This window comes from Streptomyces sp. NPDC007875 (assembly GCF_042868035.1).
In the GTDB taxonomy this organism is placed as follows: domain Bacteria; phylum Actinomycetota; class Actinomycetes; order Streptomycetales; family Streptomycetaceae; genus Streptomyces; species Streptomyces antimycoticus.
In genome coordinates this window covers 117,648-139,775 of the sequence record NZ_JBIADZ010000021.1, presented here as the reverse complement: position 1 = coordinate 139,775, position 22,128 = coordinate 117,648, and the positions used below count along the sequence as shown (strand labels likewise).

At 73.7% G+C, this 22,128-nt stretch carries 9 protein-coding genes; 1 reads left to right on the top strand and 8 read right to left on the bottom strand.

Features of this window, described 5'->3' with window-relative positions; genetic code table 11:
• Positions 1 to 84 precede the first annotated feature (84 nt).
• Positions 85 to 9,744 carry an Ig-like domain repeat protein gene (locus ACFYOY_RS34555; RefSeq protein ID WP_388591407.1) on the top strand — a complete coding sequence of 3,220 codons (9,660 nt, stop codon included), beginning with the start codon at positions 85 to 87 and terminating at the stop codon, positions 9,742 to 9,744.
• A gap of 10 nt (positions 9,745 to 9,754) precedes the next feature.
• Here ACFYOY_RS34555 and ACFYOY_RS34550 read toward each other — a convergent pair whose 3' ends face one another.
• The 8 genes from ACFYOY_RS34550 to ACFYOY_RS34515 form a co-directional block, all read right to left on the bottom strand.
• Entirely contained in the window at positions 9,755 to 15,163 is a 5,409-nt protein-coding gene (locus ACFYOY_RS34550) for a hypothetical protein (RefSeq protein ID WP_351894319.1), read from the bottom strand.
• A gap of 62 nt (positions 15,164 to 15,225) precedes the next feature.
• On the bottom strand, positions 15,226 to 16,095 hold the full coding sequence (locus ACFYOY_RS34545) for a hypothetical protein (RefSeq protein WP_388591438.1): 870 nt from the start codon (positions 16,093 to 16,095) through the stop codon (positions 15,226 to 15,228).
• A gap of 58 nt (positions 16,096 to 16,153) precedes the next feature.
• Positions 16,154 to 17,686 (bottom strand): hypothetical protein, encoded by a 1,533-nt coding sequence (locus tag ACFYOY_RS34540; RefSeq protein WP_351894312.1) that lies wholly within the window; start codon positions 17,684 to 17,686, stop codon positions 16,154 to 16,156.
• A 130-nt stretch (positions 17,687 to 17,816) separates the two neighbouring features.
• Positions 17,817 to 18,884: a DUF2891 domain-containing protein gene (locus tag ACFYOY_RS34535; RefSeq protein WP_388591405.1), complete on the bottom strand. Its 1,068-nt coding sequence runs from the start codon at positions 18,882 to 18,884 to the stop codon at positions 17,817 to 17,819.
• On the bottom strand, positions 18,881 to 19,525 hold the full coding sequence (pcp, locus tag ACFYOY_RS34530; protein ID WP_351894309.1) for a pyroglutamyl-peptidase I: 645 nt from the start codon (positions 19,523 to 19,525) through the stop codon (positions 18,881 to 18,883). The genes ACFYOY_RS34535 and pcp overlap by 4 nt, the downstream gene beginning before the upstream one ends.
• 11 nt (positions 19,526 to 19,536) lie before the next feature.
• Positions 19,537 to 20,505 (bottom strand): DUF979 domain-containing protein, encoded by a 969-nt coding sequence (locus tag ACFYOY_RS34525; RefSeq protein WP_351894305.1) that lies wholly within the window; start codon positions 20,503 to 20,505, stop codon positions 19,537 to 19,539.
• Entirely contained in the window at positions 20,502 to 21,224 is a 723-nt protein-coding gene (locus tag ACFYOY_RS34520; RefSeq protein WP_351894303.1) for a DUF969 domain-containing protein, read from the bottom strand. The genes ACFYOY_RS34525 and ACFYOY_RS34520 overlap by 4 nt, the downstream gene beginning before the upstream one ends.
• Positions 21,225 to 21,364: 140 nt before the next feature.
• The gene (locus tag ACFYOY_RS34515; RefSeq protein ID WP_388591403.1) at positions 21,365 to 22,102 is read right to left on the bottom strand and encodes a GntR family transcriptional regulator; all 738 of its coding nucleotides are present in this window, start codon (positions 22,100 to 22,102) and stop codon (positions 21,365 to 21,367) included.
• Positions 22,103 to 22,128 lie beyond the last annotated feature (26 nt).

Genomic DNA, 22,128 nt, shown 5'->3' with positions numbered 1-22,128 from the left:
ATGGGTTACTGAATCCGTCCGATTCCGGTGGGCTGCCCATCCTTTCCGGTGGAGTGGAAGACGCCTTGCCAGATCGGAGCCGTCATGTCCTGTCGCCCGCATGGACTCATCCTCGTCACCGATCCCGGTGAGAACTGCATCGCCGTCGTCGACCCGGAGTCCCGCAGGCTCGTCCCGACGCTCAGCGCACCGATCCCGCTCCCGGCACGATGCATGCCCGACCGCCTGGTGGTGCACACCGCGCTCGACGGCCTCGACGCGCTGGCGGCCTTCCACCGCGGCACCCTGCTGGACAGCCTCCCCGATGCCTCGGAACGGCCGGCACGTACCGGGGTGCGGCCGGGCGAGTGGCCCGGTATCGAAATCGCCCGTCCTCTGGGCACGTTCGAGCTCTTCAACCAGTTCTCCGGGATCTTCCCCGACCAGGGCCCCTACAGCGGCGGAACCTTGGTGACCATCATCGGCAGCCACTTCTCGGGCGCCACGGCCGTTTCCTTCGGGTCCCGCCGGGCGGCGAGCTTCTCCGTCCTCGACGACCAGACCATCATCGCGGTGAGCCCCTCGGGGACCGGATCGGTCCCGGTCAAGGTCACCACTCCGGGCGGTACGGCCCCCGTCGGCTTCTTCTACTACGTCACCTGGCCCACCCTGACCGGGATCCTGCCCATCGCCGGCCCGATCGGCGGCGGCAACATCGTCGAGCTCACCGGCGTCAATCTGAGCACCGCGCGGCTGGTGCGCTTCGGCACTGCCATCGCCTCCCCCACGGCCGTCTCCGACCAGCATCTGCTCGTGACCGCTCCCCCGGCCTCGGGGCCCGGGACCGTCTCGCTGTACGTCATCAGCGTGGGCGGAGTGAGCAACCGGCTGCTCTACACCTACGCGCCCGTGCCGGTCGTCACCGAGGTCAGTCCGGCCACCGGGTCGGTCACGGGCGGCGAGACCACCGTCCTGACGGGCACCGGGCTCACCTATGTCACCGGCGTCACCCTCGGCGGAGTCCCCGCGGCGTCCTTCGAGTCGTATTCCGACACCCTGCTCGCCGTGGTGACACCCCCGGGCGTCCCCGGCCCCGCCGACATCACCGTCACCACCGCCGGGGGCAGTGTGACGGTGCCGGGCGGCTTCGCCTACACGGCGTCGACCACGACGGCGGTCACCTCCGCTCCAGATCCCTCCGTCGTCGGCCAGCCGGTGACCTTCACCGCCGCGGTGACGGGCGTTCCGCCCACGGCGGGGACCCCCACCGGCACCGTCACCTTCGACTTCGGCGACGGCAGCCCGAGTGTGAACGTCTCCCTCACCGATGGCACGGCCACGGTCAGCCACGTCTACACCGCACCGTCGGTCACCCCGTACGCCATCACCGCCGAGTACGGCGGCGCTCCGTACTTCACGCCGTCCACCGGGACGGACACCCAGACCGTCGAGACGGCCGCGACCACCACCACGGTGGCCTCCACCCCCGATCCGTCCGTGCCCGGACAGTCCGTCACCTTCGTGGCCCAGGTGGCCCCCGCGTCGCCGGGGGCCGGTGCCCCGACCGGGACGGTGACGCTCGACTTCGGCGACGGCACCCCGACCGTCACCCTGCCGCTGGCGAACGGGGCGACGACGGTGGACCACGCCTACACGGACGTCCCCGGGAGCCCGTACGCGGTCACCGCCACCTATAACGGCGACACGAACTTCACCTCCTCCGTGGGAACGGACAGCCATACCGTCGAGCAGGCCGGGACGGCCACCGCCGTGGCCTCCGCGCCCGACCCCTCGGCGGTGGGCGAGCCGGTCACCGTCACCGCCACGGTCACCGCGGTCTCCCCAGGAGCGGGAACACCGACGGGCACCGTCACCCTCGACTTCGGCGACGGCACCCCACCCATGACGGCGCCTCTCACCGGCGACACGGTGGCCGCCACCCACACCTACACCGGGGCCACCGGCAGCCCGTACAGCATCACCGCCACCTACAGCGGCGACAGCAACTTCTCGGCCTCCACAGGGACCGACCTTCAGTCGGTGGGGCAGTCCTCGACCACGACCGCCGTGGCCTCCGCGCCCGACCCCTCGGCGGTGGGCGAGCCGGTCACCGTCACCGCCACCGTCACGGCCGTCTCCCCGGGGGCGGGAACACCGACGGGCACCGTCACCCTCGACTTCGGCGACGGCACCCCACCGGTCACCGCGCCCGTGTCCGGGGGCCAGGCGACGGCCACGCACACCTACACCTCCGCCGCGGGCAGTCCGTACCCCATCTCCGCCACCTACAACGGCGACGCGGACTTCCAGACGTCCCTCGGCACCGACTCGCAGACCGTCCAGCCGGCCGCCACCGCGACGGCCGTGACCGCCGCGCCCGACCCCTCGACGGTGGGCGATCCGGTGACCTTCACCGCCACGGTCACGGCCGTTCCGCCCGGCGCGGGCGCCCCCACCGGCACGGTCACCTTCGACCCCGGGGACGGCACTCCGCCCATCACCGCGGCCCTCATCGGCGACACGGCGACCGCCAGCTACGCCTACACCGACACCGCAGGCAGCCCCTCTACGGTCACCGCCACCTACAACGGCGACATCGACTTCACCGCGTCCAGCGGCACCGACACCCAGACCGTCGAACCGGCCGCCACCGCCACCGCCATCGCCTCGGTGCCCGACCCCTCCACCGTGGGCCAGTCCACGACGTTCATCGCGAAGGTCACCCCCGGCACTCCGGCGGCCGGTTCGCCGACGGGCACCGTGACGTTCGAGTTCAGCGACGACACCCCACCCGTCACGGCGCCCGTCACCGGCGGCACGGCCTCGGTCACCCACACCAACCCGGAGACCGCGACCCCGTACACGGTCGCGGCCACCTACAGCGGCGACCAGAACTTCCACCCGTCCTCGGCAGCGGGCACCCATCAGGTCGTCCAGGCCGTGTCGACCACGGTGCTGACCGACTCGCCGTCCCCCTCGGTGACCGGCGAGCCGGTGACCTTCACCGCGACCGCCGCGGCCGCCCCACCCGCCTCCGGCTCCCCGACCGGCACGGTCACCTTCGACTTCGGCGACGGCACCGCGCCCGTCGCCCTCCCCCTCACCGGAGGGACGGCGACCACCGATCACGCCTACACCACCGCGGCGGGCAGCCCGTACGCGGCCAGCGCCACCTACGACGGCGACGCCAACTTCGTGGCGTCCGTCGGCACCGGCCTCCACACCGTCGACCCGGCCGCGACCAGCACCACGATCACCGCCACGCCCGACCCGACCGTCACGGGGGAGCTGGTCACGGTCACCGTGGCCCCCACCGGGCCCGGCGCGGGCACCCCGACCGGGCCGGTCACCCTCGACTTCGGCGACGGCACTCCGCCGGTGACCGCCGAGCTGGTGGCCGGCTCGGCGGCGGTCATCCACGCCTACACCAGCACGGCCGGCAGCCCCTACACCATCTCGGCCGAGTACGGCGGCGACACCGACTTCGCCCCGTCCGAGAACACCCTCGACCACGCCGTCGCACCGGCGTCGACCACCACCGTCGTGAGCTCGTCGCCGAGTCCGTCGGCGGTGGGCCAGTCCGTGACGCTGATCGCGCGGGTGGCGCCGGTGCCACCGGGCGCGGGCGCGCCGACCGGCACCATCACCTTCGACTTCGGCGACGGCAGCGCGCCCGCCACCGCGACGGTCGCGGGCGGGGTGGCCGCGACGTCACACGCCTTCACCTCCACCGCGGGCAGCCCGTACACGATCACCGCCACCTACAGCGGGGACGACAACTTCGCCGCCTCCACCGGCACCGCCGCCCACCAGGTGGAGGTGAGCGTCTCCGCCACCTCGACGACGGTGAGCTCCGCTCCGGACCCGTCCGTCGCCGGCGAGGCGGTGACCGTCTCCGCGACGGTCGCCGTCCTCCCGCCGGCCGCGGGCACCGCCACCGGGACGGTGACGTTCCAGTTCGGCGACGACAGCCCGGCCGTGACCGTCCCGCTCACCGGCGACACGGCGACGACCAGCCATGTCTACACCTCCACCGCGGGCAGCCCCTACACGATCAGCGCCGAATACAGCGGCGACGGCGACTTCACCGCGTCGACCGGGCTCGACACCCAGACGGTCACCCCGTCCTCGTCATCCGCGGCGGTGAGCTCCGCTCCGGATCCGTCGGTGACGGGCGAGCCGGTCACCTTCACCGCGACCGTCACCCCGGGCCAGGTGGGTGCGGGTACCCCGACCGGCACGGTGACCTTCGACTTCGGCGACGGCAGCCCGGCGGTCAGGGCGCCCCTGGACAACGGGACGGCAATCGCCGTCTACGCCTACCCCTCCCCCGCGGGCAGCCCGTACGCCGTCACCGCCACCTACGGCGGGGACGCGAGCTTCACCGGATTAACGGACACCGACACCCAGACCGTGAACCCGGCGGCCACCTCCACCACCGTCTTCTCCTCGCCGGACCCGTCCCAGTCGGGCGAGCCGGTGACGGTCACCGCCAATGTCACGGTCCTCGCCCCGGGGTCGGGCACACCCGACGGCACGGTCGTCTTCGACTTCGGCGACGGCACGCCGACGGTCACCGCCGCCAGCGTGGCCGGAGTGGCGACGGTCACCCATGCCTACACGGGGACGTCCGGCAGCCCGTACACCATCACCGCCACCTACGACGATGACGGCGACTTCGCCTCCTCCACCGGCACCGACGTCCACGCCGTCGCACCGGCCTCGACCACCACCACGGTGACCGCCGATCCCGACCCGTCGGTGGTGGGCGGGCAGATGACGGTCACGGCGACGGTCGCACCGCTGGCACCGGGAGCCGGGGTGCCGACCGGCACGGTCACCTTCGACTTCGGCGACGGCACGGCACCGGTCACCGCGCCCCTGGCCGGAGGGGCCGCCATCCTCGCGCACACGTACGCGAGCAGTCTCGGCAGCCCGTACACGATCACCACCACGTACGACGGCAGCGACGACTTCAGGCCCTCGGTGAACACCGAGACCCAGACGGTCCTGCGGGCCGCGACCACCACCACGATGAGCTCCGCGCCGGAGCCGTCCGTCATGGGCCAGCCGGTGACCTTCACGGCCACGGTGGCGCCGGTGGCACCGGGCGGGGGCTCGCCGACCGGGACGGTGACGTTCGACTTCGGCGACGGCAGCGCCCCGGCCGCGGTTCCGGTCGTCGACGGCCTGGCGACGGCCACGTACGCCTATACGAGTGCGGCGGGCAGCCCGTACGCCGTCACCGCCACCTACGGTGGCGGCCCCGACTCCACGGCCTCCACTGACACCGTCACCCACTCCGTCGGCCGGGCCCCGACCACGATCGCGGTGACCTCGACACCGGATCCGTCGGTGGCGGGCCGGCCGGTGACCATCACCGCGACCCTCTCGGCCGTCGCACCGGGAGCCGGAACCCCCACCGGCACGGTCACCTTCGACTTCGGGGACGGCAGCCCGATCGTCACCGCACCGGTCACGGCCGGGGTGGTGTCGGCCACGCACGCCTGGGCCGACACCTCGGGCAGTCCGTACACCATCACGGCCGCCTACAGCAGCGACGGTGACTTCACCGCGTCCAGGGGCACCGCCACCCACACCGTCGCCCCGGCCGACACCCACACCGATGTGGTGTCCTCGCCCGATCCATCGGTGACGGGCGAGCCGGTGACCATCACCGCGACCCTCTCGGCCGTCGCACCGGGAGCCGGAACCCCCACCGGCACCGTCATCGTCGACCCCGGCGACGGCACGGCCCCTGTCACCGCGTCCCTGGCCGAGGGCGTGGCGACCGTCACCCACGCCTACACCGACGCCTCCGGCAGCCCGTACCCCATCACGGCCGCGTACAGCGGCGACGCCGACTTCACCGCCTCCAGCGGCACCGCCACCCAGACCGTCGGTCTCGCCTCGACCACCATCATGGTCAGCGGTCTGCCGGAGCCGTCGGTCACGGGCCGGCCGGTGACGTTCCAGGCGAGGGTGGCGCCGGTCGCCCCGGGCGAGGGCTCGCCCACGGGCACGGTGACCTACGACTTCGGCGACGGAACCGCGCCGGTCGACGTCCCGGTGACGGACGGTGTGGCGACGGCCGTGCACACGTACGCGACCGCGGCGGCCGGCCCGTACACGGTCACCGCCGCCTACGGCGGGGACGGCCGCTTCATCGGCTCCGTGGACGCGGAAACGCACTTCGTCGAGCGGGCGTCGTCGAGTACGACGGTCGACTCGTCACCGAATCCGTCGGTCACGGGCCAGCCGGTGACCGTCACCGCGACCGTCTCGGCCATCGCCCCGGGGGCCGGAACCCCCACCGGCACCGTCACCTTCGACTTCGGCGACGGCACGCCGACGGTCACCGCACCGGTCGCCGGTGGGACGGCCACTCTCACCCATGGCTATCCGACCGCCCTCAACAGTCCGTACACCATCACGGCGGACTACAGCGGTGACGCCGACTTCGCCCCGTCCGGCGACACCGCCACCCAGAGCGTCGCCCCGGCCGCGACCGACACCACCGTGACCTCGGCCCCCGACCCCTCGGTGCCGGGCCAGCAGGTGACCATCGGCGCCACCGTCGCACCGGCCGCGCCCGGAAGCGGAATCCCCACCGGGAGCGTCACCTTCGACCCCGGCGACGGCACCCCACCGGTCACCGCGCCGCTCACCGCGGGGTCGGCGAGCATCACCCACACCTACGCCGGCACCTCCGGAAGCCCCCGCACCATCACCGCCGCCTACAGCGGTGACGCCGACTTCACCGCCTCCACCGGCACGGACACCCAGACGGTCGGTCAGGCGGACACCGACACCGCCGTGGTCACCTCTCCGGACCCGTCCGTGGCGGGTGAAATGGTCACCCTCACCGCCAGGATCTCCGCCGTGGCTCCGGGGGCGGGCGCCCCCACCGGCATCGTCACCTTCGACTTCGGCGACGGCACGCCGACCGTCACCGCACCGGTCACCGGCGGGGTGGCGAGCGCCACCCACGCCTACGCCACCTCGGTCGGCAGCCCCTTCACGGTCACCGCCGCCTACGGCGGAGACCCCGACTTCGCCCCGTCCACCGCCACCGGGACCCATACGGTGCTGGTGAGCGCCGCCACCACATCGACCACCGTGACATCTTCGCCGGACCCCTCGGTGACGGGCCTGCCGGTGACCTTCACCGCGACCGTGGCACCGACGCCACCCGGCGCCGGGGTGCCCACCGGCACGGTCACCTTCGACTTCGGCGACGGCTCGGCGCCCGCCACGGCGTCGCTGTCCGCAGGCGTGGCGACCATCGTCCACTCCTACTCGACCGCGGCGGGCAGCCCGTACACGGTCACCGCCGGCTACAGCGGGGACGTCAACTTCAGTACCTCCGCGGGCATGGACACCCATACGGTCACCCCGGCGACGACGACCACGACGGTGGCCTCCGCACCGGATCCCTCCGCGGTCGGCCGGCCGGTGGCCCTCACGGCCGCCGTGGCCCCCGTCGCCCCGGGCGCGGGGGTGCCCACCGGCACCATCACCTTCGACTTCGGCGACGGCTCTCCGATCGCGTCGGCGTCGCTGACCGGCGGGGCGGCCACGATCAACCACGCCTATGCGAGCGCCGATGGCTTCACGGTGACCGCGACCTACGCCGGCGACACCAGCTACACCTCGTCCACCGGCAGCGACACCCAGACCGTGGACCAGGCGGCCACTGCCACGGCGCTGGTCTCCTCGCCGAACCCCACGGTCAGCGGTCAGCCCGTCACCCTCACGGCGACGGTGGTGCCGATCGCCCCGGGGGCGGGGGTGCCGACCGGGACGGTCACCTTCGACTTCGGCGACGGCACACCGACCGTCACCGCTCCGCTCTCCGATGGCCTCGCGTCCGTCGGCCACTCCTTCACGGCCGCCTCCGGCGGCCCGTACACGGTCACAGCCACCTACAACGGGGACGCCGGCTTCACCGCTTCCACCGCCACCCATGTCCAGACGGTCGACAGGGCGGCCACCACGACGGCGGTGACCTCCTCACCCGATCCCAGCGTCACCGGGCAGACCGTCACCCTCACCGCGACGGTCTCCGCGCTCGCCCCCGGTACCGGGACACCCACCGGCACCGTCACGTTCGACCCCGGCGATGGCACCCCGGCCATCACCGCAACCCTGTCCGGTGGCACGGCCACCACCACCCACACGTACACCGGCGCCGCCGGCAGCCCCTTCACCGTCAACGCCACCTACAACGGCGACACCATCTACGCCTCGTCCACCGGCACCGACACCCAGACCGTGGGCCGGGCACCCACCACCACGACCGTCACCTCCTCCCCCGACCCCACCGTGGCCGGCCAGACCGTGACCCTCACCGCCACCGTCACCGTGGTCGGGCCCGGCTCCGGCACCCCGACCGGCACCGTCACCTTCACCTACGGCGACGGCACACCGGCCGCCACGGCACCGGTCACCGGGGGCGTGGCCACCGTGACCCACGTCTACGCGGGGACCTCGGGCAGCCCCTACGCCGTCACCGCCACCTACAACGGGGACGCCGGCTACACCTCGTCCTCCGGCACCGACACCCAGACGGTCAACAGGGCGGCCACCATCACGGCCGTCACCTCCTCACCCGACCCCAGTGTCACGGGCCAGACCGTGACACTGACCGCCACCGTGGCATCCGTCTCCCCCGGCGCCGGAACCCCGACCGGCACCGTCACCCTCTCCTTCGGCGACGGCACACCGACCGTCACCGCGCCCCTGTCCGGTGGCACGGCCACCACCACCCATGCCTACACCACGCGGACCGGCAGCCCCTTCACGGTCACCGCCAGCTACGACGGCGACACCAACTACGCCTCGTCCACCGGCACCGACACCCAGACCGTGGGCCGGGCGGCCACGACCACGGCCGTGGTCTCCGCCCCGGACCCCTCGGCGACCGGGGAGTCCGTGACCCTGACCGCCACCGTGGCATCCGTCTCCCCCGGCGCCGGAACCCCGACCGGCACCGTCACCCTCTCCTTCGGCGACGGTACGAGCAACGCCACCGCGACCCTCTCCGGCGGCGTCGCGACCGTCACCCATACCTACACCACCAAGGCCGGCAGCCCCTTCCCCATCACGGCCACCTACAACGGGGACACCAACTTCAGCGCGTCCAGTGGCACCGACACCCAGACCCTCAACGCCAAGACCGCGACCACCACCACGGTGACATCGATCCCCGACCCCTCGGTGGTGGGCCAGCAGGTGACCATCCGGGCGACGGTCTCGTCCCCGACCGGTATCCCGGTCGGGGCGGTCACCTTCTCCTTCGGTGACGGCACCAACACCGCCGTGGGAATCCTGTTCGGCGGTATCGCGACCGTCACCCACACCTACACGAGCACCACCGGGAGCCCGTTCACCGTCACGGCCGCCTACAACGGGACCGAGAACTTCGCCACCTCCAGCGGCACCGACACCCAGACCGTCGACAAGACGGCCACCACGACATCCGTGGTCTCCTCCCCGAACCCCTCGTTGGTGAGCGATCCGGTGACTGTCACCGCGACCGTATCCCCCGTCGCCCCCGGCACCGGGACACCCACCGGGACCGTCACCCTGGCCATCACCGATCGCACCCCCCAGGTGGTGACACTGGTGAACGGCACCGCCTCCGCGACGTTCAACCCGCTGCAGAAGGGGACGCACACCGTCACCGCCAACTACAACGGCAACGTCAACTACGCGACCTCCTCGGCGACCACCACACAGACGGTGAACACCGGTCAGGGGTAGCCCGCCGGGCTCACAGCCGGTCCGCCGCCTCGACGGGCGCATCCGCGCCCGCCTCGGGGCGGCGGTACATCCGTGTCGCGGTGATCTGGCCGTGCACCTGCTGCTCCTCCTCCGGCTCCCGGACCGGCAGGCCGGGCCGCAGATGCTCCTCGACGCTGATGTACTTCAGCCCGGCCCGCAGATCCGCGTCATTGCGCAACCGGATCACCAGCGGGAACTCGGCCAGCGCCGTGGTGTCGAACAGCCCCGTCGTATAGAGGAGCTGGACCCCGAGCGCGTCCGCGACCGCCCGCTGAAGCTCCAGCAGATAGGTGGCGTTGGCCCGGCCGATGGGGTTGTCGAGGAAGAGGGTGCCCGCGTGGCGGTGCTTGTCGCGGCCCCGGTCGTTGCTGCGCAGGGCCGCCATCGTGCAGTACAGCGCGATGGCGGCGGTCAGCAGTTGGCCGCCGGAGAACACATCGCCCATCTGTCCCACCGGCACCCGCTCGGCCCGCAGCACCGCGTCCGGTTTGAGGATCTCGACGGCCACCCCGCGCGGCTGGAGCGCGGCATGCACGCCGCGCAGCAGCAGCGACATGCCGTCCCGCCGCAGATCGGAGTTCTTCCGGACGGCGGAGCGGGTCGCCTCGTCGATGACCTCGCCGAGCCGCTCGGCGAGCGTGGCCTGGTCGGGGTCCTCGAACCGGATCCGCAGGAACTCCTGCCCCGACCACTCACCGAGCCCCTCCGGGAGCCGGGAGAGCCGCTGTGCCGAGCGCAGGGTGGCCAGGCAGGACTCGACCAGGCCGCGCAGCCGGTCCACGATGGAGTCGCGGTTGCGCTCCAGCTGCTCCAGCTCGTCGGTGAGCACGCGCAGCCGGGGCGCGAACGCGTCGGCCCAGGCGGCGGCGTGCTCGGGCAGCGCGGCCGCGGGGAGTTCGCGGATCTGCTGGCGGGCGGGGGTGCGCACCTGCTCGTAGCGGGTGGAGTTGGCGTGCCGCACCAGCACATCGCCGGCCTCCCGCACCGCCGACTCGGCCCCCGACAGATCGGCGGCGCAGCCGCGCAGTGAGCGGCGGGTCTCGGCGGCGGCCTGACGGGCCTCGGCCAGATCGCCGGCGTACGGCTCGGGCCGCTCGCCGTCGTCCTCCGCACCGGGGCCCTCGCGCAGCAGATCCCGCAGCAGGGCGGCGGCTTCGTCGAAGCCGCCCGCCGCGTCCTCGGCGGAGCGGTGGGCGCGCACCAGGTCGGCGTGGGCGGTGCGGGCGGTGTCCAGGGCATCCGTACGGGCGGCCAGTTCGCCGTTGGCGGTGCGCAGCAGCTCCTTCGCCTGCTCGGCGTCGGCCGGGACCGTCTCCTCCGGCAGCTCGGTGTGGGCGTCGCCGTCGGCGGGGGCGAGCCGCTCGGCCTCGCCGCGCAGCCGTCCGAGCTGCTCACTCGCCGTCGACGCTCGGCTCTCCAGCATCTGGACGAGCGATTCGGCGCGGGCGGCGGCGGCCTGCCGGGAGGGCCCGTCAGCGCCGTCGGTGCCCTCCAGGAGCTGGGCGGCGCGGGTGCGGACCTTGTTGGTGAGCCGGTCGAGGGAGGCGAGGGCGGCGCTCTCGTCGCTTTCGGCGCGGGCCTGTTCGGCGCGCAGATCGGCGCCGACTCCGACCTTCTCGTAGACCTGGGAGGCGGCGCGGTACGCCTCGCGGAGCGCGGGCAGCGAGGTGGTGGGCGGCTCGGCGTCCTCACCGAGGTCGTCGGGGGCACCCGCGATCTCCGCGCGCTCGGCGCGCAGGGCTCGGGCGGTACGGTGCGCGTCATCGGCCGCGCGCTGCGCGGCGCGTCGGTCCTCGTCGGCGGAGCGGGCCCGGTCCACGCAGCCCGCGGCGCGCTCCTCGTACTCGGCGGCCTCCTCGGCCAGTTCGCGCAGCCGGGTCTGCCAGGTGGCGCGCTCCCGCAGCCGGTACGCCAGACCGGCCAGCGCGTCCGCCACCCGGCGCGCCCGCTGCGCCGCCTCCTGGCGCTCGTCGCGGACGCGGGCGGCCTCGGTGGCGGCCTCGTCGGCCTCCGCCCGTACCGTACGCGCCTCCACCAGCTCGCGCTGTGCGGTGTCGGCGGTCTCCCGGCCGGTCTCCGCCGCCGCCGCGAGTTCCGCGAGCCGTCCGGGCGGGCAGCCGGTGCGCCAGGAGGCGAGCCGCGCGGACAGCGCCCGGTCCCCGGCCAGCCGGGCGGCGAGCGCCCTGATCTCCTCGTCCCGCTCGGTGGCGCGGGCCCGCAGCTCGCGCCGCTCGTCGTCGGCGGCGCGCTCGTCGTGCATCGCCGGGTTCGGCGGCACGAGGAAAACCCCGCTGTCCTCGGTGCCGGGGGCGGGCGTCGGTGCGAGCAGCGCGGCGGACGTCCCGACGGCCACGGCGGACCGCGGCAGCAGCGACGCCTGGCCGAGGGCCGCACGGGCGCGGGCGTGGGTGTCGGGGTCGGTGATGACGACGCCGTCCACCAGCTCGGGGCGGGCCGCGAGCACGGCGGCGTGGTCGACGGGGTCCACGGCCTGGGCGAGGTAACGCCAGCCGGGGAGGGCGGGGATGCCATGCTCGCCGAGGTATTCGACGGCCGCCAGCACATCGGGGCTGGGCGGCAGCAGCCCCCCGTCACCAAGCGCGCCCAGGATCCGCGCGTCCTCGGCGGCGGCGGTCCGCAGCTCGAAGAGCTGGCGCTCGGCGGAGGCCACGCTCTCCTCGAGGAGCTCACGCAGCGCCTCGGCGTTGCGGTCCAGCTCCTCGGCGGTCAGCGGCCCGTCACCGAGGGGCCGCTGGGCGGGGCGGGAGCGGTCGCGGCGGTCCCGGCCGGGTGCACCACCGGGCTCGGGAGCCCAGCATTCGGAGTCGTCGGTGGGGGCGGTGGTGGTGGCGTCGGGGTCGTCGGCGTCGTCCGTGCCGGTGTCGGCGTGGATGTCGTCGGCGGGGTCGATGGCGGCCTCCGACTCGGCCCGACCGTCGTCGCCGTCCCCGACCCGAGCCGACACCTCCCCGGGCGGCCTGGAGTCTGCCGCCACGGCCCGGGCACCGTGGCGCCCGCCATCCGGACACGGGGCGTCCTCGACCTCGTCGATCCGCACCGTCACCCGCCCCACAGGCCGCGACTCCGCCGCGAGCGGACGTCGCCAAGGGCCCTCCCCCGGCCCCGCCTCCGCGTCCTCGGCACCGGCCGCCCGCTGCCGAGCGGAGCACGCCTCCTCCTCACCCACCGGTTCAGCATCCGCCCACCGGTCGCCAACGGAGGCGGCATCGTGTTCGCGGGTGTCGGTATCGGTGGGTGGCTCCTCAAAGGCGTAGGTGTGGTCGGGGGGCATGGACTCGGCGTCCAGGGGGACGGTGCGGGTGGAGGCGCGGAAGGCGGCCGGGAGTTGGGAGAGACCGATGTCCTCCTCGTCCTCCTCGTCCACGCGGACCGTGATCCACCCGGCCCGGGCGGAGTCGGTCGGCAGGGCGCGGGTGCCCTGCCGACGCGCGGCGCCCGCCTCAGGAATGCGCACCGTCACCCCGCCCGCCGCGCGCGCGTCCGCCGCCGATGGGCGGGCGGCGGCGCGCGGGGCGGGGACGGCGGCGGAGGGCTGCGGCAGGCCCAGCAGTTCGACCAGGCGCTGCTCCGCGCCCAGCGCCTCCGCGGCGCGCCGCTCCGCGTCGTACGCGGACTCCGCGGCCCGCGCCGCGTCCACCGCTCGCGCGGCGGCCAGGTCGGCGCGGGCCTCCTCGGCGGCGGCCGACTTCGCGTGGTCGGCGGTGCGCCGAGCGGTCTCGCGGGCCTCGTCGAAGGCGGCGACCGTGGTCTTCTCGGCGTCGCTCGCGGCGAGGGCGGCGCGGGCCGGGTCGGCGTCGGGGGCGGAGTCGTCGAGCCAGCCGGCGCGGACGGCCTCGGCGGTCTCCTGCTCGACCTCGGTGAGCCGCTGGCGCAGATGCTCGGCGTCGCTGCGGGCGCGCTGGGCCGCTGTGGCGGCGGAGGTGGCGTCGCGGTGGGCGGCCTCGCCTGCCTCCTGGAGGGCGGCGGAGCGCTCTTCCTCCTCGCCCGCGACCCGCTCTCCCTCCGCCGCCGCCGCGTGCAGGGCGCGGACGAGGTCGCCGGCGGCCTTGGCGCGGGCGGCGAGCGCGGGGGCGGCGTCCCGCTCGGCCTCGCGGATGGCGGCGGCCACGCGCGCGGAGCGGTCGGCGGCGGCGCGGTGGCGCAGCACCGTCTCGGCGGCCTGCCAGGCGGAGTGCAGGGTGCGGGCGTCGTTGAGCTCGCGGCGCTGCGCCGCGGCGCCCTTCTCGGCGGCGGCGAGCGCCAAGGAGGCGTGGCGGTAGGCGAGTTCGGCGGCGACGAGGTCGCTGCGGCTGCGGGCCCCCTCGGCGTCGGTGACGGCCTGGGCGGCGGAGCCGACCCGCTCGGCGAGTTCGGCGGCGCGCGCCCGCTCCTCGGCGCCGCGCGCGGACAGCCGCCGGGCGAGCGTACGGGTGCGGCGCTCGGCGCCCGCGTGCACACCGCGGGCCTGCTCACGCCGCTCGGCGGCCTCCGCGATGCGCTGGAGCAGATCGAGCGAACCGGCGGTGAAGTCGCGCTCGGCGGTCAGCTCGGCGCGGCGGCCCAGCTTGTGGGCGAAGCCGTGGACGAGGTCGGCGAGCCCGTCGGTGTCACGGGTGTCGGTGACGGCGCGCAGCAGGAGGTCGGTGAAGTCGGAGTCGTTCTTGACCGCGAAGAGCCCGGCGGCCTCGCCCTCGTCGGCGTTCATCTCCCTCTGGTATCGGAAGAGTTCGGGGTCGAGGCCGAGTTCGCCGAGGTGTTCGTTCCAGCGCTCGTGGATCTCCACCCAGACCACGTCGAGATGCGGATACGCCTTGCCGGCCTCCGTAAGGGCGTCACGGAAGCCCTTCATGGTGCGGCGGCGGCCGCGTGCGGTGGAGGCGCCCTCGACGGCGGGCCGCACCGCCGCGGACTCGGCGACCGGCAGCGAGTCCAGGCTCATTCCGGGGCCGGGCCGGAAGGAGTACCACGCCTCGGCGAACTTCCGCGGGTCGTTGGAGACCTGACGGCCGCGCCATTCGCTGACCTTGCCGACGACGACGGTCTCACCGGTGACAGTGTGCTGCCACTCCAGCGCGACATGCCCGCAGTCGTCGGCGAGCAGGAACTTGCGCAGCACACCGGAGCTGGCGCCGCCCAGGGTGTTGCGATGGCCGGGCAGCATCACCGAGAAGATCAGCTTGAGCAGGACGGACTTGCCGCCGCCGTTCTCCAGGAAGAGCACACCGGCGGGGGCGGGGCGGCGCGGCGGGCCGACCGGCTCCTCCTCGAAGAACTCCGCCTGGGTGGGCGCGGGGCTGGGCACCGGCTCGCCGACTCCGCGCAGGTCCAGCACGGTGTCGGCGTAACGCGCACCGGCCGGCCCGATGGAGTAGAGGCGGATCCGGGACAGCTCGTACATGGCGGCGGACTCTCGTTGTCGGAAGGGGCGGTGATACCGGGCGGGCGGGGACGGGGCGGGGTTCAGGAGTGGAAGGGGAGACCGGCGTCGGCCACCAGATCGAGGTCGTCGCCCTCGTCGGGGGGCAGCAGGGTCGCGCTGCCGTCGCTGACGGGGACGACACCGAGCTCCAGCAGCTCGGCCATGGCGGCGGTGGCCGCCATGTCGCGCACCTGGAGCTGATAGCGGGCGGTGGTGCGGTAGGTGCCGCCGGACTCGTCCCCGGTGCGCTGCAGAAAGCCGGAGTCGACCAGGAAGGCGAGGGCCTTGCCGACGATGCCGGTGGTGGAACCGGCGAGCCTGCGCGCGTCCTTGGTGGCGCCGGTCGCACTGCGCCGGGCGTACACCCGCCAGGCGGACTCCAGCCCGGGCGCGCCGGTGGCGGGGTCGGTGTTCTCCCCCTGCTCCTCGGCGCGCTCCTCCAGCCGACGGCACGCCTGGCGGACGAAGGCGTCGACGCCGTTGACGGTGACCCGGCCGATATAGCCGTCGTCGGCGAGGTCCTCGGGGCGGGGGAACGCCAGGGCGGCGACGGCGAGATGGGCGAGGCCGTGCAGAAAGCGGTCGGCGGAATCGGTGGCGGCCCGGCGGGCGTAGTCACCCATGCGGACGGCGAAGACGGAGTCCTCGGCGGCGGTCACGGCCATTCCGGCGCGGGTCGAGACCTCCAGCACGATGAGCCCGAGCCCGGCGGCGATGGCGTCGGCCAGGCGCGCGAACGCCGGTTCGTCGCGGTGGCGGCGCAGCAGCTCGGCGTATTCGACGTCCCGCGCGGGCAGCAGCTTGGGCTGGAGTCCGAAGGCCACCAGCCGTGCGGCGTCGGCCGCGTCGGCGGGCGTGATCCCGGGCGCCGCCGGGGCGGGTGCCGCCTCCGGCGGTGTCATGTCGTCCATGTCGTACTCGGTCACGGCTGAACCTCCTCGCGCGGGGCGTCTTCACTGGTCATGGCCATCAGGCAACCTCCGCCCGGTCGGCCGCCATACCGGCCGCGTCCAGCAGGGCGGTACCTACTATCAGGTCGGCGCCGCCGAACTCGGGGTCGTCCAGCTCGGTGCCGTCGTCCACGGCGAACAGCAGCCGCTGCTCGCCCTGGCGGTAGGCGGTGCCGACCGGGGGGCTGGCGGCGTGGAAGGCGAGGAGGGCGATCAGATAGGGCAGTTCGGGGTCGCGGCGGCGGGCGTCGGCGAGCAGCCCGGACAGCCGGCGGGGGGCGTCGGCGGGCAGCTCGAGCAGCTCCATGGCCACCGCCAGCTGCTCCTCGCTGAAGCGGCTGTCGTCGGGGGTGGCGATGAGGTCCGGCTCGGGCATCTCGGCGCCGAGGTGCTCACGCTCCACGGGCGGGGTGAGCAGCATCTCGACCAGGTCGCCCATGCGCACCGAGGTCGGGGTGCGCAGGCCGGTGCCGCGGGCGAAGAACGCGTCGGTGACCCGGCCCGCGCGGTCGAGGGGCAGCGGGAGGACGGGCGCCAGCAGCTGTCCGTACAGATCGTATCCGGAGCGCGGGGCGGGGGGTGCGAAGGCTTGGCGGTCCTGCTCGGCGCGGAACAGCGGACCGGCCTCCAGCAGCCGGGACTGCAGCTGGGTGTGGCGCCGGATGCAGTCCTTGACGATGTCGACGAGCTCGGCGGCGCGCCGCTTGTGCTCGGCGCCCTCTGCCTCGTCGCGCGCCTTACGGATGTTGGTGAGGATCGCGTTCTCATGGCGGTAGCGGTCGGCGACGTGGTCGAGCGCCTCACTGATCAGCTCGGGGACGGTGCTCAGCCAGTCGACGGCGCGGACGTTGCGCCGGGTGGCGTCGAGGGTGCGGCGCAGCGTCTCCGAGTACTGCACGGTGCGGTAGCGGGCCTGCTCGGCGGCGAGTTGGGCATCGGCGAGCCGGCCCCGGCTGATGAGGACCTCCAGCTTGACCTCGGCGGCGATCTGGGCGCTGGTGACATCCGTGTCCAGGGCGCCGACCAGGACGTTGACCGCCTCGTCGGTGGTGCGCAGATAGACGCTGCCGCCGGGGCCGGGCACCTCTTCGATCAGCTTGAAGTCATAGTCCCTGCGGACATACACCCCATCGGGCCCGAAGGTGCCGTAAACGGCGCGGAAGCCGCGGTCCACACTGCCGACGTTGATCAGGTTCTCCAGCACCCAGCGGGCGACCCGGTCGTGCTCGGCGGCGGGGCGCCCGGGAGCCTGGGCGGCGACGCGGGGCAGCAGCCTGGCCACTATCTGCTCGTGGTCGGCGCCGGTGTCGAAGTCCATGTGGAGCGTGACCAGATCGATGGCGGCGAGGGCGACCTCCGCCATCGCGTACACCCCGTACTCCCCCGCCAGGTTGGCCTTGCGCGCGTCGAGGTCGTGCAGCGGCGCGGTGCAGGCGAGCGCGCGCAGCCGCCGGGCCAGGCCCTCGTCGGCGGCCGGGCCCGGGGCCGGCCGGGCAGCCCCTTCAGCGGTGTTGAGCTGGGGCGCGGCGGCCCCCGGGGGTGGAGATGTCACGTCGCACAGAGTAGGCGGTCGCACCGACAACGTACGAAACGGCACGGAGATCCCGGTATGACGCACCAGATCCCCTGGACGTGCACGCGCGTACACCGGCACGTCCCCCGCACCTCACCGATCCGTCAGTCTACGGCTCACCGGCCGGTGGTCCGTCCAGGGCGAGCGCCGCGAAGGTGGCCAGCCAGTGGTCGCCGGTGAAGTCCCCGGAGTCGGCGGCCGGGAGGCCGGCGGCCAGATGGTCGCGGGCCGCCGTCCGCAGCACGTCCGCCCGCGGATCGCCGTGCGGCAGGGCGGCGGCCAGGCGGCGGAGCGCGGCGGCCCGGCTGAGGATGAGGCCGAGGAGATGACCGATCTGCGGATCGGCGGGGTCGGAGACGACGGGCGGGGTGAGCACGGTAACGGGCGCACCCCATTCGACGCCGGGCAGGAAGCGTTCCAGCCAGCGCGCGAACTCCTCTTCCGGCAGCACCCGGCTCATCGCCTCGGCCTCGGTGAGCGCGGGCGAGAGGAAGTCCTGTCCGGAGGGCTCCCAGTGGACGGGGGCGTCACGGTCGTCGGCGAACCAGCCGAGGACGGCCTCGGTGACCGGTCCGACGACCGTCTTGACGCCGGCGGCGGCCGCGCTGTCCAGGACCAGGCCGAGGGCGAAGGCGCTGTTGGTGTGGACGCCGTGCCGCACCGGGTAGGTGGCGCGTGCCAGCCATCCGCCCAGCAGTGCGCAGACGGCGTCGGCGGCCGGTTCCAGGGCCTTCGCCCAGCGCTCGCCCGCGGGTCCGAGGCTCCGGCACTCGGCGGTCAGCGCGAGCAGCCAGGCCCATCCGTAAGGGCGCTCGTAGGAGGGATGGGCACGGAGATAGTCCGCCTCGGCGGCCAGGGCATCGGCCGTAAGATGCCCGTCCAGTACGGCGGTGACCTCGTCGGCGCGGATGCGGTCGGGGCAGCGGCGCAGCAGCCGGACCAGCAGCCAGTGCATATGGACCGCGGAGTGCCAGTCGTAGGAGCCGTAGAAGGCGGGGTGGTGGTGGCGCGGCTCCACCAAGTCCTCGGGCCCGCGCAGCAGATGCGCCGGGGCGTTGGGGTAGGCCCGGGTGACGTTGGCGGTGGCCAGGGCGGCGAACCGGGCCACGTACCGGCCGAGTCCGCTCGCTGTCTCGTGCGGCTCGTGCGGCTCGTGCGGCTCGTGCGGCTCGTTCAATGCGTTGCTCCCTCGGCGATGCGCAGGTCGGTCCGGGTGCGCACGGCCGCCCCGATGATCGCCCGCAGCGCGTCGGCGGACATGGCGGCCGGCAGCGCGGGTTCGGCGCGGTCCACGACCTGTTCGGGCACGTACGGGAGGTGGACGAAGCCGCCGCGCAGGGCGGGCCGCTCGGTGGCGATGAGATGGGCCAGGCCGTAGAAGACGTGGTTGCACACGAAGGTTCCGGCCGTCTGCGAGACGGCGGCCGGAATCCCGGCCTCGCGGACGGCCGCGACACACGCCTTGACGGGCAGGGACGCGAAGTAGGCGGCGGGGCCGCCCTCGACAACCGGTTCGTCGATGGGCCGGCGTCCGGCGTTGTCGGGTATCCGGGCGTCGTCCACGTTGATCGCGACCCGCTCGACGGTGACACCGGGACGGCCGCCGGCCTGGCCCACGCACAGCACGAGGTCGGGGTCGGCCTCCTCCACGGCCGCGGCCAGCTCCTCCAGCGCGGTGCCGAAGACGCATGCGAGTTGTACGGCCGTGACCTCGGTGCCGGGCGGCGGAGCGGCGGCGACGAGGGAGACGGCCTGCCACGACGGGTTGACGTCCGAGCCCGCGAAGGGCTCGAAGCCGGTGAGAAGTACTCGGGTCACAGCGGCCCCCTTCAGAAGGCGAAGAGCGAGATGATGGCGATGTTGCAGACCAGCAGCGCACCGGCGGTGGGGATCTGCGCCTTGATGGGCCCGTACTGGTCCTTGAGTTCCAGCAGCGCGGCGGGCACCAGGTTGAAGTTGGCGGCCATGGGGGTCACGAGCGTGCCGCAGAAACCGGCCAGCATGCCGACGGCGAGGACGACGGGCGGATCCCCGTGCATCTGCTGGATGAGCACGGGCCAGCCGATGGCGGCGGTCATCACCGGGAAGGCGGCGAAGGCGTTGCCCATGATGATGGTGAACAGGGCCATTCCGACGCAGTAGACGGCCACGGCGATGTACTTCTGGCCGTCCGGCAGCAGCTGCTCGGTGATCTTGCCGACCTGGGTACCGACCCCGGCCACCTGGAAGATGGAGCCGAGCACGGCGAGCAGCTGGGGCAGCAGCAGCGCCCAGCCCATGGACTCCAGCAGGCTCCGGCCGGCGTGCAGGGGCACCGAGGGCCGCCGCTCGCGCACCACGACCATGGCGACCAGCAGCCCGACGATCGCGCCGAAGCCGAGGCCGAGGATGGTCTCGCTGCCCTCCTCCAGGACCGGTTCGCCCCCGATGTGCCAGTGCTTGACGGCCGAGGCGCAGACGACGGCGACCAGCGGGATGGTGAGCGCCGGGACGAACAGTTTGCTGCCGAGCCGAGCGGCCGTGGCGGTGCGCTGCTCGGTCGTGGTGGTGTTCGGCACACCACGCCCGGTGAGCTGGAAGCCGCCGAGGCAGACCATGGCGAGGACGGCGACGCCCAGCGGTTCGGCCGGGGCCTTCTTCTCCACCACCCAGCTGCTGTAGAAGAAGCAGCCGCCGAGCAGCCCCCAGAAGGCGGCCGAGCCAAGGCGCTTGGGGTTGCTGCGGTCGACGGCCATCTGGGCGGCCATGGCGAGGAAGACGGCGCCGACGAGCCAGTAGAACCACTCCGCCTTGATCACTTGGCTTCCTCCGCGGTGCGGCTGCCCTCGGCAGCGGATCGGCCGCCCGGGGCGGCGAGGTCGTGGTCCAGGGAGCGGTCCAGGCGCAGCAGCCGGAAGCCGTGGATGAGGAACGCGCAGACGGCGGTGGGGATGGCCCACAGCGCAAGCTGCAGCGGCTCCAGATGGGTGTGGTAGGTGGTGTTGACGAATCCGGTGATCAGCAGGATCGAGCCGATGGCCAGGAAGCAGTCCTCGCCGAAGAACAGCCCGACCGTGTCGGCGCTGGCGGAGTACGAGCGGACGCGCTCGCGGATCCGCTCGGGCAGCGGGCCGTGGCGGCGTTCCGCGGCGCCCTCGGCCATCGGCGCGACCATGGGCCGCACGCTCTGGGCGGGGCCGCCGATGCTGGTGAGGCCGAGCGCGGCGGTGAGCTGGCGCAGCGCCAGGTAGAGGGCGAGGAACCGGCCGGTGGTGAGCTTGCCGAGCCGCCCGATGAGGGTCCGGGCCTGCTCCTGGAGGCCGTTGCGCTCCAGGAGGCCGATCACGGGCAGGGTGATGACGAAGATCGTCACCGACCGGCTGGAGGCGAAGCCGTCGCCGAAGGCCGCCAGGATCTCCTGGGGCGAGAGCTTGGCCAGCAGTCCGGTGGCGATGCCGGCGACCCCCACCACCAGCAACGGGTTGCGTCGTGTGGCGAAGCCGAGGATCACCACGAGGACGCCAAGGAGAACGATCATGCGTCCCGCCTTCCGCGCAGAAGGACCTCACGGGGGCGTGAGGAGAGTGCACCGGAGGCTAGGCGTTCGTTCAACGATCCGACAAGAGCCTGAAACGAACTTGTTCCGGCTCCGTCGGATCGTTTACCGCTGGGAAACCTCTATCGCCGGGACATCTTCCGCCCGTAGGCATCGGCCAACTGCCCCTGGGAATCGTCCAGATAGGAGGCGAGCAGCCGCTCCGCCTCCACCGCGTCGCCGCTCTGCAGCACCTCCAGGATCTGGCGGTTGCGCACCAGATAGGGGGCGTGGAAGCGGCGGGGGTCGGCCATCACATGGAAGACCAGCCGGAGCTCGGCCAGCACCCCGCGCATGAGTTCGTCCGCGCGGGGACTTCCAGCGAGGGAGACGATCGCCTGATGGAAGCGGATATTGGCGGTGGACAGGTCCTGCCAGGCCCGGTCCCGCGCGGCGCGCTCGCCCGCCAGGACCGCCGCCTCGACCGCCTGGACCGCGTAGGGCGGCTCCCCCAGGCCGCGCACCGTCGCACATTCGACGAGCCGGCGCACGCGGTAGATGTCATTGAGGTCGTCGACCGTGACGACGCGGACGAACACCCCACGGTTCAGCTCGTGCACCAGCAGCCGCTCATGGGTCAGCAGGCGGAACGCCTCGCGGAGGGTGTTGCGCGAGACGCCGAGCGCGCCGCCCACGCTGTCCTCGGACAGCCGGGTGCCGGGCGGGAAGAACCCCTCGGCGATGCGGTCGCGCAGGATGTCGGCGACGCGCTCCGCCGTGCTGGTGCGCCCCAGCAGGGCCCGGTCGGCCTCGAGCCCGGCGGCGAGACCGGATACCTGGGGGTACCCGGCCGCCTCCGCCGCCTCCGGCGCCTCCGACACTCCCGGCGACTCGTCCGACGATTCCT